This is a genomic window from Staphylococcus gallinarum (assembly GCF_029774255.1).
Taxonomy (GTDB): Bacteria; Bacillota; Bacilli; order Staphylococcales; family Staphylococcaceae; genus Staphylococcus; species Staphylococcus gallinarum.
Genome location: NZ_CP069082.1, coordinates 1,169,145 through 1,183,771, shown reverse-complemented (window position 1 = coordinate 1,183,771; position 14,627 = coordinate 1,169,145). Strand labels below are relative to the sequence as shown.

General features: G+C 33.4%; 12 protein-coding genes. 1 reads left to right on the top strand and 11 read right to left on the bottom strand.

Going from position 1 to position 14,627, the window contains the following annotated elements; genetic code table 11:
- Positions 1-7: 7 nt before the first annotated feature.
- From murC to JN168_RS05530, 6 genes are all read right to left on the bottom strand, one after another.
- A complete protein-coding gene (gene murC, locus JN168_RS05555; RefSeq protein WP_042738400.1) occupies positions 8-1,321 on the bottom strand; it encodes a UDP-N-acetylmuramate--L-alanine ligase in 1,314 nt (437 codons plus the stop codon).
- A 40-nt stretch (positions 1,322-1,361) separates the two neighbouring features.
- Positions 1,362-5,315 (bottom strand): DNA translocase FtsK, encoded by a 3,954-nt coding sequence (locus tag JN168_RS05550; protein WP_279526222.1) that lies wholly within the window; start codon positions 5,313-5,315, stop codon positions 1,362-1,364.
- A gap of 15 nt (positions 5,316-5,330) precedes the next feature.
- The gene (ytpR, locus tag JN168_RS05545) at positions 5,331-5,930 is read right to left on the bottom strand and encodes a YtpR family tRNA-binding protein (RefSeq protein ID WP_107512672.1); all 600 of its coding nucleotides are present in this window, start codon (positions 5,928-5,930) and stop codon (positions 5,331-5,333) included.
- A 17-nt stretch (positions 5,931-5,947) separates the two neighbouring features.
- Positions 5,948-6,811: a DUF1444 domain-containing protein gene (locus JN168_RS05540; protein ID WP_042738397.1), complete on the bottom strand. Its 864-nt coding sequence runs from the start codon at positions 6,809-6,811 to the stop codon at positions 5,948-5,950.
- Positions 6,812-6,936: 125 nt separating this feature from the next.
- On the bottom strand, positions 6,937-7,248 hold the full coding sequence (locus tag JN168_RS05535; protein ID WP_042738396.1) for a thioredoxin family protein: 312 nt from the start codon (positions 7,246-7,248) through the stop codon (positions 6,937-6,939).
- Between the two features lie 14 nt (positions 7,249-7,262).
- The gene (locus JN168_RS05530) at positions 7,263-8,339 is read right to left on the bottom strand and encodes a M42 family metallopeptidase (protein WP_042738395.1); all 1,077 of its coding nucleotides are present in this window, start codon (positions 8,337-8,339) and stop codon (positions 7,263-7,265) included.
- A gap of 82 nt (positions 8,340-8,421) precedes the next feature.
- On the opposite strand from JN168_RS05530, the gene JN168_RS05525 reads away from it, so the two are divergent.
- Complete coding sequence (locus tag JN168_RS05525) at positions 8,422-8,742, top strand: PepSY domain-containing protein (protein ID WP_279526221.1); 321 nt, start codon at positions 8,422-8,424, stop codon at positions 8,740-8,742.
- A 147-nt stretch (positions 8,743-8,889) separates the two neighbouring features.
- Here JN168_RS05525 and JN168_RS05520 read toward each other — a convergent pair whose 3' ends face one another.
- From JN168_RS05520 to pepV, 5 genes are all read right to left on the bottom strand, one after another.
- Positions 8,890-9,717 carry a YtnP family quorum-quenching lactonase gene (locus JN168_RS05520; RefSeq protein ID WP_042738393.1) on the bottom strand — a complete coding sequence of 276 codons (828 nt, stop codon included), beginning with the start codon at positions 9,715-9,717 and terminating at the stop codon, positions 8,890-8,892.
- A 158-nt stretch (positions 9,718-9,875) separates the two neighbouring features.
- On the bottom strand, positions 9,876-10,514 hold the full coding sequence (trmB, locus tag JN168_RS05515) for a tRNA (guanosine(46)-N7)-methyltransferase TrmB (protein WP_229367296.1): 639 nt from the start codon (positions 10,512-10,514) through the stop codon (positions 9,876-9,878).
- A gap of 12 nt (positions 10,515-10,526) precedes the next feature.
- Positions 10,527-11,318, bottom strand: coding sequence for a phosphotransferase family protein (locus JN168_RS05510; RefSeq protein ID WP_042738391.1), 792 nt, complete (start codon positions 11,316-11,318; stop codon positions 10,527-10,529).
- A gap of 435 nt (positions 11,319-11,753) precedes the next feature.
- Positions 11,754-12,629, bottom strand: coding sequence for a D-amino-acid transaminase (gene dat, locus JN168_RS05505; protein ID WP_279526220.1), 876 nt, complete (start codon positions 12,627-12,629; stop codon positions 11,754-11,756).
- Between the two features lie 2 nt (positions 12,630-12,631).
- On the bottom strand, positions 12,632-14,041 hold the full coding sequence (pepV, locus tag JN168_RS05500; RefSeq protein ID WP_042738389.1) for a dipeptidase PepV: 1,410 nt from the start codon (positions 14,039-14,041) through the stop codon (positions 12,632-12,634).
- Positions 14,042-14,627: the final 586 nt, after the last annotated feature.

Sequence of the window (14,627 nt, the reverse complement as noted above, 5' to 3'; positions counted from 1 at the left end):
AAACATATTAAAATGAGGTAGTTACACCAACATTTTCCATGTATGCGCGTTGAATTTTTTGAATATCACCAGCGCCCATGAATAAAATAACTGCATTATTATATTGTTCCAATGCATTCACTGATTCTTCATCGATAAGTTTTGCACCATCAATTCTATCAATCAGATCTTGTATAGTTAAATTACCACTATTTTCTCTGATTGAACCAAAAATTTCACATAAAAATGTATGATCTGCTGTATTTAAACATTCAGCAAATTCATCTAAAAATGCTTTAGTTCTACTGAAGGTATGTGGTTGGAACACAGCAATAACTTCTTTATCAGGATATTTTTTTCTAGCAGTTTCAATCGTTGCACTGATTTCACGTGGATGGTGTGCATAATCATCAACAAGAACTTGATTCCCAACTTTAGTCTCATTAAAGCGTCGTTTCACACCACCAAATGTTTCAAGTGCTTCTTTAATATTAGCTACATTTAGATTTTCTAAATAGCTAATCGTGATAACTGCTAATGCATTTAGAATGTTATGATCCCCAAATTGTGGAGACAAGAATGTATCATAGTATTTATTTTCTACATAAACATCAAATTGCGTTCCTTTTGGACTAATTTGAACATTATCCGCATAAACATTATCATCTTTTGAGAAGCCATAATAATACACTGGTACATCTGCTTTGATGTCACGTAAATGTTCATCTCCGCCCCAAGCGATAATACCTTTTTTAACATTACGTGCCATTTCTTGGAAAGCATCAATTACATCATGGATATCTTTGAAGTAGTCAGGATGATCAAAATCAATGTTTGTCATGATGGCATAATCCGGATGATAGCTTAAGAAATGTCTACGGTATTCACAAGCTTCAAATGCAAAGTAATCACTTTCTGGAATACCTAGACCAGTACCATCACCAATTAAGAATGACGTCTTCTTATCACCATTCATTACATGTGATAGTAAACCTGTAGTTGATGTTTTACCATGAGCACCTGTTACTGCAACAGACGTATATTGGCTAATAACATGACCTAAAAAGTCATGATAACGAATTACATCTAATTTCAATTCATGTGCTCTTACCACTTCTTCATGTGTATCTGGAAATGCATTACCTTGAACGACAATCATATCTTCTTTAATATTTTTTGCATCAAAAGGTAAGATTTCTATGCCATTATTTTTTAATGCAACTTCTGTAAATACATAATTTTTTATATCTGAGCCTTGTACTTCATTTCCAAGATCATGCATTATTTGTGCTAATGAACTCATACCGGCACCTTTGATGCCGACAAAATGATAATGTGTCATTGTAACACTCCTCTTTTATTAATTTTTATTTTTCTCTCAATTAATCGTTGTTTAAATCAGCTTCTGTTATATATACATCTCTTGGTTTAGAACCATTAGCTCCTGAAACATAGCCTAATTGTTCTAACTGATCTATAATTCGTGCTGCCCGATTATAACCTATTTGGAAATGTCGTTGAATAAGTGATGTTGAAATATGTCCTTCTTGTAACATAAAGCGACAAACATCATTGAACAAATCATCTTGTGGTTGGGCTTCTGTCTTCTTCAATAATTCTTTCTCTTCAAATAAATATTCAGGTTCACGTTGTTGTTTGATAAAGTCAACGACATCATCAATTTCTTCATCTGATACGAATGTGCCTTGAACACGTATCGGTTTATTCATACCGCTACCTAAATAAAGCATATCTCCGTAACCCAATAATCTTTCGGCGCCACCACTATCTAATATAGTTCGAGAATCTACGCTTGATGATACCATAAATGCAATTCTAGTTGGTATATTAGCTTTAATTAAACCAGTAATTACATTAACAGATGGTCGCTGTGTAGCTACAAGCATATGAATTCCACATGCACGTGCTTTTTGAGCAATTCTAGCAATTGATTGCTCTACATCTTGTGGGGCCATCATCATTAAATCTGCTAACTCATCAATGACAATAACAATTTTCGGCATTCTATCTTCATAAGCTGCTTTTTTGTTAAAGGCAGTAATGTTACGCACATGGTATTTGGCAAATACTTTATATCTACGTTCCATTTCCTCAACAGCCCATTTTAGACTTTGTGTTGCTGCCTTCACATCTGTTATAACTGGTGAAACTAAATGAGGTAAATCATTATATGGTGCTAATTCTACCATTTTCGGATCAATAAGTAACAATCTAAGTTCTTCAGGATGATTTTTATATAAAAGTGACATTAAAATACTATTAATACACACTGATTTTCCTGAACCTGTTGCACCTGCAATTAATGCATGTGGCGTCTTAGCAATGTCCATCAATAATGGTTCATTATTGATTCTATAACCCATCGCAACTGTAAGTTTTGATTCCGAATTTTTGAATTTCGGTGTATCTATAATTGAGCGCAAATTCACTTTTGTAGATGATTGGTTTGGTACTTCTATACCTACAAGACTCGTTCCAGGAATTGGTGCCTCAATTCTAATGTCCTTAGCTGCTAATGCCATTTTGATATCATCTTGTAGAGCAGTAATTCTTGAAACCTTCACACCTTTTTCAACAGACAATTCAAAACGAGTAACACTAGGACCTTCTGTAACATTTTGTACTTCCGCTGGAACATTAAAGTAATAAAAAGCCTCATTCAATTCTTGCTTCTTCTCTTCAATCCAGGAATTATCTATTTCATGTTCTTCTGGCTCCTCTAATAATACAGGACTCGGTAACTTAATATTTGGTCCCCTTCTGATAACTGGTTTCTCATTATTATCATCTTGGTGTTCTGTGTTAGAAGCACTTTCCTGTGGATGTTTATTGAACTCTGGTTGTAACGGTGGTATTTCAGTATTTCCTTGATTCACTTGATTAGATTCTGATAACACCTCATTATCGAGTGATGTTTCCAATTTATCATCCGTTTGTTCAGCTATTGAATGGTCTCGTGTTTGATTTTCAACGCTTAACGATTCAGCTGATTCAGGTTCTAATGTAGGTTCTGATACTGTAGAATCGCTTTGGTTCAAGTTAATATCTTGGTGTTGATTATTTTCACTGGTTGAATTTGAAACTGTCTCAAATTGTGTATTGGCTTCGCTTGTTTCTAATACGTTATCAGTAGTAATTTGTGTTTCTACTGTTTGCTCATTTTGCTGTTGATTCATACGTGATGTAGACACGTTTTGTCTTGATTTTTTCGCATCCATCATGCGTTTTTTATCAGATGGTGTCATAACAACATTAAATGGTTTACTACCTTTTCTGAGTGGTGCATTGTGTTGTGATTGATTTGATGTTTGTTTATTTTGTTTAATATTGTCATCCGTATGTTCCACATGCGATACTGCTTGCTGTGTGCCAACATTTTCTTGTTGTGTATTAGCATCAGCTGCATTTGATTTAGAATCATCTTCAGTATCATCTACTACCTTGCTAGGATTATCAGATACATTGTCAATTGTTTCTGACGATTTCACTTCATTATTGTGGCCGTTCGACTCACTTGTAGTTTCAGATAATTCTGCATTTTGGTTTGCAACACTTTGACTATCAAGTTGCGATAAATGCTTAGATGAATCCAATTCACTTGTAGTAGTTATATCAGCATCAGCTGCTTCACTTGTAGAAGATGAATCTAATTCACTATAAGCTACAGAAGTTGCTTCTGATGTTTGATATGATTGAGCATTTTGTTCATAGTCAGTATCATCGACAACTGAATTCATTGTAGATTGTTCATCATGATCATGGGACGCTAATTCTTGATTTTGCTCTATTTCATTATTATCATCACTGTTTTTATCGTTTTCATTTACAAGTTCACGATATTGCGCATCAACTATTTCATCTTCTAATGCTTGATGCTTGCTCTGATCTAAGTCATTATAAGCCGAAGTAGCAATGTCTTGGTTAGTTGCATGCTCAATACCAGAATTTTGCTCACTATCATCCTCTTCCAGATCAGCAGCTTGTATAGATTCTGTTACTTCATCATCTTTGTTTGTTAAATATGAATCATGATTTTCTGTATTATTCAAATCATCTTCAGTAACTTCATCGATTTGTTGATATGATTGGTTAGCTGTATGTACATCACTAATATTATCCAAATCAATTTCTTCATAGTTAAACAAGCTTGTAGACTCATTATTTGAGTGATTTTCAGCGTTTTGAATATCTGACTCAGCTGAACTATAACCCGTCTCTTCTGAACTTGAATCACCATTTTTTTGAGATTCATCATAACTATTCAAATCATCAAGTGAACTTTCACCTAAATGATGTTTAGCTTGTTTTGCATACATCTCATTAATTGCATTTTGAATACTATCTTCATGATTATCATTATTTTGTTGTCTCTTCTGTTGTAATGCTTTTTTAAATTGACGTTTTTGTAATAATTTTCTCTCACGTTCTTTACGTATCTCTTCAACGATTTGAGAAGCATAAATATTTTCAATATTAATGGTATTGTTTTTTGGTCCTTTAGACTGTTCTTGTGACTTATTCGCTTGATTAGTTGACTTATGTTCACCATTATTTTCAATATTACTTTTAGTATCAGATACATTAGAATCTATATATTGATCATTATAAAAAACTGTTTGTTGCGTATCTTTTGATGTGGATGATGTTGTACTACGGTGCTGTGTACTTTGCTCCGTATTCACCTTATCAATCTTGCTATCACTTTCATCTGTATCGTTAGATGTCGGTGGAATCACACCATTTTGCAAAGGACGCGGTTTTTTAGTTCCAAAGATTGCAGATGGCACTTCACTGGCTTTAAATTCACTTTGATGATATTTAGGCGCTTGGTGATTTGCCTTTGAATGTGTATTCGCTCTTAAAACATCTGTTTGAATTCGCATCCTTTTACCATGATGTTGTTTCTTTTCTCTTGACGTTTCTTCGTAACTACTATGTTGGTGCGCTACGTTAGAATTAACTTCATCATTTGTAGTATGCGCTTTTGCACTTTCGTGCATAGTTCTTCGTCTTCGATGTGAATGATTGACACTGACACGCTCGCCTTGATCTTCGCCTCGAGTTCTGTCCTTCTGTTGTGTCTCATGAAGTTTATCTTCGGAATCAACTTGTTCCTTGTGTGCTTGTTCACTCTCTAATCCGTCTACTGGAAAGCGAAATTTTCCCTTTGGTCTTTCATAAACGTCATTGTTTTGTGGAAGTAATGATTCACGCTTTTCTTGTTGCTTAGCTTTTTGACGTCGTTGGCTTCTTTTATTGAGATAATCATCATTAGAACCATTATCTTCTCCAAATAACTTGTCGAACCAGCTCATTCATACATTACCTCCTTATTCTTCAAAAAATGCTTGACCAACTGTGTAGTCATCAGACAATACCATTATTCCTTTTTCTTGAGGTGCGTTTGGTAAATTTAATTCTTTCATTGAACAAATCATACCACTTGAAGCTACACCTCTTAATTCTGCATCTTTAATTACCATACCGCTAGGCATAACTGCACCTACTTTGGCAACTACAACTTTCTGTCCCGCTTCAACATTCGGTGCACCACAAACAATTTGTAATTGCTCTGTAGCAACATCCACTTTTAGTACACTTAATTTATCAGCGTCTGGATGTTTTTCTTTCGTTTCTACATAACCTACAACAAACTTAGGAGAAAAATCTGCATTTAATTTATAGTCAAAGCCAGCATCTGTAATTGCAGTTTGTAACTCAGCAACCAATGCTTCAGTCAACTTGATATGACCGTTTCCGCTTATTTGAGATTTTTTTGAAATATTAAAAATGTTGTATCCAACAACTTGATCGTTATTTCTAATTTCTACAACATCACCTTTTGTTACGTAATCGAATGGCCCTTCAGTAACTTCAATTTGTAAAAATGCGACATCGCCGACTGCTTCATTATTGTAAAATAAATTCATGATTTTTAACTCCTTAATTATTTCTTATCTTTATTTTCATATTGCTTTCTAGTTGCTTCTAATCTTTGGATGACATTAGGATCTCGTTTTTGTTTATTATTTTTACCTAAGATAAATATAGGTTCAAAATGTCCTTGATCATAACCAAAGGATAGTGAAGTGATAGGAACTAATCCTTTAGTGAAGAACTCCATCGTTAAATGTGCCATTACATCGTATCCTGTCTTATTACGAATATCTGCAATAATCAAGACATCTTGATGTGGTGCCGCTACTAACATTTCACCTTCACATTGACTTTGTAAATCATTTAGAAAACTTGTATTTAAAATTCTACTCGCATCATATCCATCATTGGAATTTACGAAATAAAAAATATTACCTTTCACTTCATCTGTTTTATATTTATTTTCAAGTTTACGTATATTAAATAAAGCCATTTCTTTTAATTGTTGCTTTGTAAGATTTAATTGTTGTAACATCTTTTCATCAATTAACCGATAAGATTTCCCTAAATCTACAGCATAATAAATATTAGTTTCTGCAGTATGCGGTTCAATCACAAATGCATTACCATTTTTATCTTTTTTATCAAAGCTTGGAGATCTAAGTACTGGCATAATTTGAATATTTTCTATATCAGTTACTTGCTTTTCTTTCATTTGTTCAATTGCTTCTTCGACATAGTAGACAATTTCATCTACTACATTTTCCTGTTGTTGTTTATACTTTGCTACTATTGTAGAAAGTTTGACTGTAACACCTTGGTTATTATCAGTTCTAGAAATTCGTAGCGTTTCTTCATCGCGATTGAAACTAAATTTTACATCTAAATGGTTTAATCGCTCTTTGAGTTTATCTCTCATTTGAAAGACATTCATAATTAACACTCCTATTTACGTGCCTTATTACAGTTTACAATAAATATACCCTTAGGAACAGAAAAAAAGTACGTTCTAAGGGTATATATTTTTCAAATTCTGTTTATGGTTTTTTAACTCAATTTTTAATTTAATGACGCTAAAAAACTATCGATTTGTTCGATTGATTTTCTTTCTTTTCCAATATAGCTACCAATTTGCTCGCCATCTCGATAAACTAAGAAACTTGGAATGCCCATAATACCATGTTCAATACAAATATCTAAATATTTATCTCTATCCACTGATACAAAATTATACTCTTGATATTTGTCTTCTAGTTGTGGTAAATCTGGTTCAATAACTTTACAGTCTGGACACCAGTCTGCAGTAAATAAAAATACTGTTTGTTGTTGCTTAAGTTCTTTAAATTGTGTTTCATTTTCTAATGTTTTCATAGTATCTCTCCTAGTTATTTATATTGTAAAGTTTGAATTTGGTCATCATCAAGTCGTTTCGTTGCTTCGTACAGCAAATGTCTAGCGGCAAAGTAATCTCTGATATCAAACACTGAGTCTGTACTATGAATATAACGTGCACAAACTCCAATTACAGCAGTTGGTATACCTATTCTCGCTTTGTGAATTTCACCACCATCTGTTCCACCAGGTGAAATATAGTATTGATGGTTAATTTTTTGATCATTTGCGATTTCCAATAGATAGTCTCTAAAGCTAGGTTTCAATAACATTGTACCGTCTTTAATGCGAATTAATGTGCCGCCACCTAATTCTCCAGACAAATTTTGCTTGCCTTTCATATCATTTGCAGGAGAACAATCGACTACAAATGCTACGTCAGGATCAATTAATTCTGCAGCTGCACGTGCGCCGCGCAAACCTACCTCCTCTTGAACATTTGCACCAACATACAAATCAAAATCTAATGTTTCATCTTTTAATAATTCTAATAATTCTAACCCAATTAAACAACCATATCTATTATCCCATGCTTTGCTAGCAAAACGATAATCAGACAACTGTGTAAGTGGTGTATCAGGAACAATCGTGTCCCCTATTTGAACACCTCTTGCTATAACAGATGCATCATCTTCACAACCTATATCTAACATTAAATCTTCAATTTTAGGTGCCCCTTCACTTCCGGTTCTAAAATGTTTAGGAATATTTGCAACTACACCTGTTATTTCTTCATTATTGCGTGTTTTTATTTTCAAACGTTGGCCTTGCCAAATATCAGTAGCTACACCACCTAAATTTGTGAACTGAATCATACCTTGCTTTGAAATATTTGTAATCATAAATCCAATTTCATCCATATGTGCGGCTACCATTACACGTTTAGGGTTTGCTACTTTCGAGCGTTTAACACCATAGAACCCTCCCATACGGTTATAGACAAATTCGTCTACATAAGGTTCCATCGCAGAAATTAAATAATCTTTCACGTTATCCTCAAATCCTGGTGCGCCATGCAATTCTGTTAATGTTTTAATTCTGCTTATTGTTGTTTGTTGATCAATATTCAATTTCGTTCACTCCTTAACATTTATTATATCATCTTCAATATGGTACACTATTAATATGACTTTAATGGGGGTAGATTCTGTCATGTTGAATAAAAAAAACTTATTCATCATAATATTTATTTTACTTGCATCCATTGTCGGAGTAAGTTTTGCATTTAATAGTCGCAAAAATCAACAACTCCTTAATCCTGAAAAGGTCATTAAGGAAGTAAGAACATATTTTATGAATGTCGTGGGTTCATACATATTAAATGAAACCATTCATTATAATCATGGCGATAAAGTATTAGTTGTATATCAAGGTGGTATTACTACACAACATAATGGCAACATCACTTACTATGATTTCTTTGCAGATGCTTCGACTGGAGAAATTATTGATATTATTGAATGTACAAAATAAAGGCTAAAGCAAGAGCATATCCACACTTGTTTAGTGGGTATATTAAATCAATTGTATAAACACTTTGTAAAATGGGAAACTGTTGATCATCAACATGTGAACATGGTGTTCTATATCTAGATTTAACGCTCTTACTTTAGCTATTTTTTAATTTCGTGACAGATAACTTTGTATCTCATTTGGTCTATCTTTATCATATTTTACTGCGAAATAATTATTGTCATGATAGAACAAGAACCAATACCCTTCATAGATAAATTTTGGTATCAATCGCTCCTTCGCTCTGATTGAATCCATTGGATAATCATCATAAGCGGTAACCCATAATGGATTTTTATGGGCTGTTGTTGGAAAAATATCGCCCATATGTACCGCTTTTTCCCCTTCACTTTCAATCGTAATGATAGAGTGGCCATAACTATGTCCACCAGTATGGCTAACTGTAATACCTGGATACACTTCATATTCTTTTTCAAAAAGAATTAAATTTCTCTGAAATGTACCATTGTTTTTTGGCCAATATGTTGATTTACTTCTTATATTAGGACTTTGGAACTCATGCCACTCATCTTGTTGAAAGACATGGATAGCATTTGGAAAGCTAGCATTCCCTTCATTATCAGTTAACCCTGAGGCATGATCAAAGTGTAAATGAGTTAAGATAAGTATATCTATGTCAGCTCTAGTTAAATGCAGTGCTTTTAAGTCGCTATCTATATCACTTTCATATTCAGCACCAAAGTTCCTACGTTCTTTTTCAGTTAGCTTTCCTACACCGATACCTGTATCGATTAAGATGTTTTTATCCTCAGTTTGAATTAAAATAGGGTGTGTAGGTAAAGGAATTTGATTCTTCTCATTCACCTCGTATTTTTTTGTCCACAATGCTTTCGGCACGACGCCAAACATTGCACCACCGTCAATATTGGTAATGCCTCCATTCACATAACGTACGTTAAATTTGCCAATTCTCATAAAGACTTCCTCCTAACCATCGATATGTATTAACTTGAACACTCCTTATACTAATACAATACCCTCGTTTAATACAATCATGATTGTTTCTAATCGTATACCCTAAATTTCGACATAAAAAAAATTGATAGAGCATATGCGCCCTACCAATTTACATATTATGAGTGAAACTTAGCTTCCATACGATAAATTCTCGATCCTTTTTCAGAAAACTTTCGCTCATATTCAGTTTCTATATTACCTTCTACATCTTCTTCATGGAGATTTAGATTAATCTTTGTAAAATACATACCAAATTGCGACATACTTTCTAAACTATAAGCAAATAAACCTCTATTGTCTGTCTTAAAGTGAAGTTCGCCATCTTTCTTTAAGATTTGTTTATATAGTGCTAAATAGGTATGATATGTCAATCTTCGCTTGGCATGTCGATTCTTTGGCCATGGATCAGAGAAATTTAGATAAAGTCTATCAACTTCACCATCAACAAAATACTCATTTAATTCAACGGCATCATTACAAATTAACTTTATATTTGATAAATTTTGTTCTAGTACTTTATCCAAAACTTTTACCATCACATTTTTCTCACGTTCCATCGAAACAAAATTTATTTCTGGATTTTGAGCTGCGAGTGTTGTAATAAATTGTCCCATGCCAGAACCTACCTCAATGTAGATTGGCTGGTCATTATTAAACCATTCTCGGATATGCCCAGATCGACTACCGTCTATATCAACGATATCTGAATGTGATTTAAGATAATCTTCTGCCCATGGTTTATGACGCATTCTCATATTGATAACTCCTTAAATAAATGCATTGTTATTCATCATTTCGTTCAAGAATTTCAACCACATATTCATATCTTTATAACGTTTTTGTTCTTCATACCACTGTATCATTCCAATGGCTTGAATAGCTGTATACCACTTCATACGTTTTTGTAGATCTAATGAATCTTTCACTCCATAAACATCTAACCATTGAGGCCATTTACTTTCTGGAACGTAATTGTAAAGCAGCATACCTAAATCAATTGCAGGATCAGCTATCATCGCATCTTCCCAATCAACTAGATAAAGTTCATCATGATCAGATAACAACCAATTATTATGGTTTACATCACCATGAACAACAGTAAAGAAACGTGGATCTAAACTAGGTAAATGATCTTCTAAATAAGTTAACGCTTTTCTAACAACATGGTGTGTTAGCACTTCTCGAGATAAGGAGGCATTAATTTTATTCAACATAATATCTGGTGTAATGGGCTCCATTTCCATACGTTTTAACATATTTAGTAATGTTTTAGAATTGTGTATTTTTTTCATTAATTGTGCTACACGTTCCTCATGCATTTCATCGAAAGTAAGTTCTCTACCGTTTTTCCAATGTTGTGCGGTTACAACTTCACCTGTTTCGATACGTTTTGTCCACACTAGTTTTGGTACGATACCTTCAGCAGATAATGCCGCTATAAAAGGATTTGAATTTCTTTTCAAAAATAACTTCTGTCCATCTTGTTCGGCCATATAAGCTTCCCCAGATGCACCACCTGCTGAATCAAGCGTCCATCCTAATTGATAAAACTGCTCCAACACGTTCACCTCACTTTCAATTAGAAAATGGCTCTAGAAAAACAAATTTCAAGAGCCACATATAATAATTTCATTCACAAAATTATAAACTTCAACCAATTTTAATGTGTTTTCGTAAGAATCGACACACTTGTCCCTATTGGTTCAAGTTCCTTTTTACTTTATAATTCGTACATACTGATCATGTTAATTTATAGCAACCCGTATAGCATACCATAAATTAACATGGTACAGAGTACTTAATTTTAAATTTCTCCATCTTTTTTATGAAATTTTCTACTTTCAAATTTCAAGTCTCATAAAAGATTTTATATTGTTTGGCTATGTATTTCAACCAAAAATGAGAAACAAAAAGTGACTTTTTACTTCTATAAATCGTATAGAATTTTAATTCGGCTCAGTTAGCATTATAACATAATTTGGCGTTAAATTATGTTATATTTTTTGTCCATTTTCTTGAAATTCTCCACTAACTGTATCTATATAGCGTGTGAAACCTTCTTGTAATTTTTTAGTGATTGCACCAACTTTTCCATCACCTACAGATTCACCATTTAGTTTCACTACTGGCATTACTTCGATTGAAGTACTAGAAACAATGACTTCATCAGCATTTTTTAAGAAGTCTAATGTAAACGTTTCTTCGTTAAATGGAATATTTTGTTCTTCTGCAATATGCTTTATCACTTTACGCGTGATTCCATTTAAGATGTAGTTATTCACTGGATGTGTGTATATTTCTCCATCCTTTATCGCATAAACATTACTTGAAGAACCTTCAGTAACAATGTCTCCTCTATGTTGAATTGCCTCTTTAGCATTGTACTTCACTGCCAATTCTTTAGCTAAGACATTTCCTAATAAGTTTAAACTCTTAATGTCACATCTTAACCAACGAATATCTTCGGTAGTCACTGCATTGATACCTTCCTCTAATTCTTTATAAGGACGGCCATAATTCTTTGTAAATGCCATTACATTAGCTTCTACTGAAGGTGTTGGGAAGGCATGGTCACGAGGCGCAGCACCACGAGTAACCTGAATATAAACGCCACCATTTACTATGCCATTCGCATTGATTAATTCTTGAACAAGTTCAATTAATCCTTCAACTGAATATTTTAAGTCTAAGCCTATTTCTTTTGCACTTCTTAACAATCTTTCAAAGTGTGGGCGTGCTGTGAAAATATGGTTATCATAAATTCTTACATATTCATAAATACCATCGCCAAAAAAATAACCTCTGTCGTTATACGGAACATTTGCCTCTTGTTCATCTACAAGTTTTTCATTGATTAATACTTTTGTCATAGTTATTCCTCCACACATAATGCATACAATGATTCTAAATAAATACTTGTCGCATTAAATAATTGTTTTTTTGTAATATATTCGTTTTTCTGATGCATTAAATCTTCAGAGTCATCAAACATCGCACCAAATGCTACACCTTTATCAAGGTTACGTGCGTATGTGCCACCACCAATAGTATATGGTTCAGACTCATCACCTGTTTGGTTTCTATATGCTTGTACTAATGTTTGAACGAATGGATCGTCTTTTTCTACATAATGAGGTGTTTGGTTTTTACCTAATTCGATAGAAAAGCCTAATTCCGCTATTTCTTTTGTAAACCTAGACATCGCTTCATCAAATTCGAACCCTTCAGGATATCTTAAATTAATACCAAATTTCCCACCTTTAGTATTATTATATTCTATTACCCCAATATTAGTAGTAACATCACCCATGATTTCAGTATGATATTTCATTCCCATTTTTTCACCGAAATGTGAGTTGAATAAATACTTTTCACTAAAATCTACAAAATTAGCAGCTGATTTATCTAAATCGAGTTGAGATAAGAAGTTTAATAAATATAACCCTGCATTAATACCTATAGATGGATCCATACCGTGTACTGCTTTACCCTGTACATTCAGTACTAAAACACCGCTATCAACCGAACTCTCGCCTTCTAATTGATTATCTACAAGGAATTGTTCAAAGTTTTGAATCACATCTGTCATATTTTCTTTCACATTAATATGTGCTTCTGCTTCATCAGGAACCATGTTGTATCTTTGACCTGATGTAAATGAACGTAATTCGTATTCTGGTTCGTCTTGTTCCTCTGCTTGTTCATTTTGTATCACATCGAATGTACTTATCCCTTTTTCTCCATGTATTGCTGGGAATTCCGCATCTGGAGCGAAACCTAACGCTGGCATTTCTTCAGTTTTGAAGTAACGATCAGTACATTTCCAATCAGATTCTTCATCTGTCCCTATTATGATATGTATTCTTTTTTTCCAATTGACTTTCATGTCATTAAGTATTTTTACAGCATAGTAAGCAGCAATTGTAGGACCTTTGTCATCTAACGTTCCTCTAGCAATCACTTTATCTTCTGTCACTACAGGGTCAAATGGATTTGTATCCCAACCTTCACCAGCTGGTACAACATCAACATGACATAAAATACCAAATACATCTTCGCCTGATCCAACTTCAATTCTTCCTGCAATATGATCTACATCATGTGTACCAAAACCATCTCGTTCTGCAATTTTATACATATAATCAAGTGCCTGACGTGGTCCTGGGCCTACAGGGTTCTCTGTAGAGGATTTACTGTCATCTCTTACACTTTCAATAGCTAATAATCCCTTTAAATCTTCGATGATTTGATTTTCGTATTCTTGTACTTTTTCTCTCCACATTCGTGATCAACTTCCTTCTTCAAACTAATATATTTTATATTTTACATGAAGTAACGGATAAACTACAGTGAGATGACAATATTATTTCAAAATTTTATCTGTTATATTTCACCTAAAACAGTAAAACTACTGAAATGTTATGCTTTATCCATTCTGTATCAAAAACTAACAAATGATCTATATTAGAAATAGTATACATATAAATAATCAACCAAAGGGTTATTAACCATCCTCACTATATACAAACTGTAATATATACTTATTAAAGAATCATCCACTTCAGTTGGATTTAACACAACAAAATACTAAACAACATGAGCTTTATTGTTTCAAGCATAACCGTTAGCATCAGATTATTGGTTTATGTGGCGCTTGGTCATATTATGGATATTGAGAATGTTGCTCAACTCATTCCACAGTATACGAGCATTAACAGTGCTCCATATTCTTATCATATATAAAAACAATAACTGCTTAAACAGACACACGCGTACTGACTATTTCTTTAGTAAACCTTGGTATTTTACTTATAATCCTCGTCACTGTAATCCAAAAATAAAAAAAATGAGTGGTACGGTGTTTTAAA

Coding starts and splice junctions, on each gene's coding strand:
- murC (WP_042738400.1), bottom strand. CDS start 1,321: ATGACACATTATCATTTTGTCGGCATCAAAGGTGCCGGTATGAGTTCA.
- JN168_RS05550 (WP_279526222.1), bottom strand. CDS start 5,315: ATGAGCTGGTTCGACAAGTTATTTGGAGAAGATAATGGTTCTAATGAT.
- ytpR (WP_107512672.1), bottom strand. CDS start 5,930: ATGAATTTATTTTACAATAATGAAGCAGTCGGCGATGTCGCATTTTTA.
- JN168_RS05540 (WP_042738397.1), bottom strand. CDS start 6,811: ATGAATGTCTTTCAAATGAGAGATAAACTCAAAGAGCGATTAAACCAT.
- JN168_RS05535 (WP_042738396.1), bottom strand. CDS start 7,248: ATGAAAACATTAGAAAATGAAACACAATTTAAAGAACTTAAGCAACAA.
- JN168_RS05525 (WP_279526221.1), top strand. CDS start 8,422: ATGTTGAATAAAAAAAACTTATTCATCATAATATTTATTTTACTTGCA.
- JN168_RS05520 (WP_042738393.1), bottom strand. CDS start 9,717: ATGAGAATTGGCAAATTTAACGTACGTTATGTGAATGGAGGCATTACC.
- trmB (WP_229367296.1), bottom strand. CDS start 10,514: ATGAGAATGCGTCATAAACCATGGGCAGAAGATTATCTTAAATCACAT.
- dat (WP_279526220.1), bottom strand. CDS start 12,629: ATGACAAAAGTATTAATCAATGAAAAACTTGTAGATGAACAAGAGGCA.
- pepV (WP_042738389.1), bottom strand. CDS start 14,041: ATGTGGAGAGAAAAAGTACAAGAATACGAAAATCAAATCATCGAAGAT.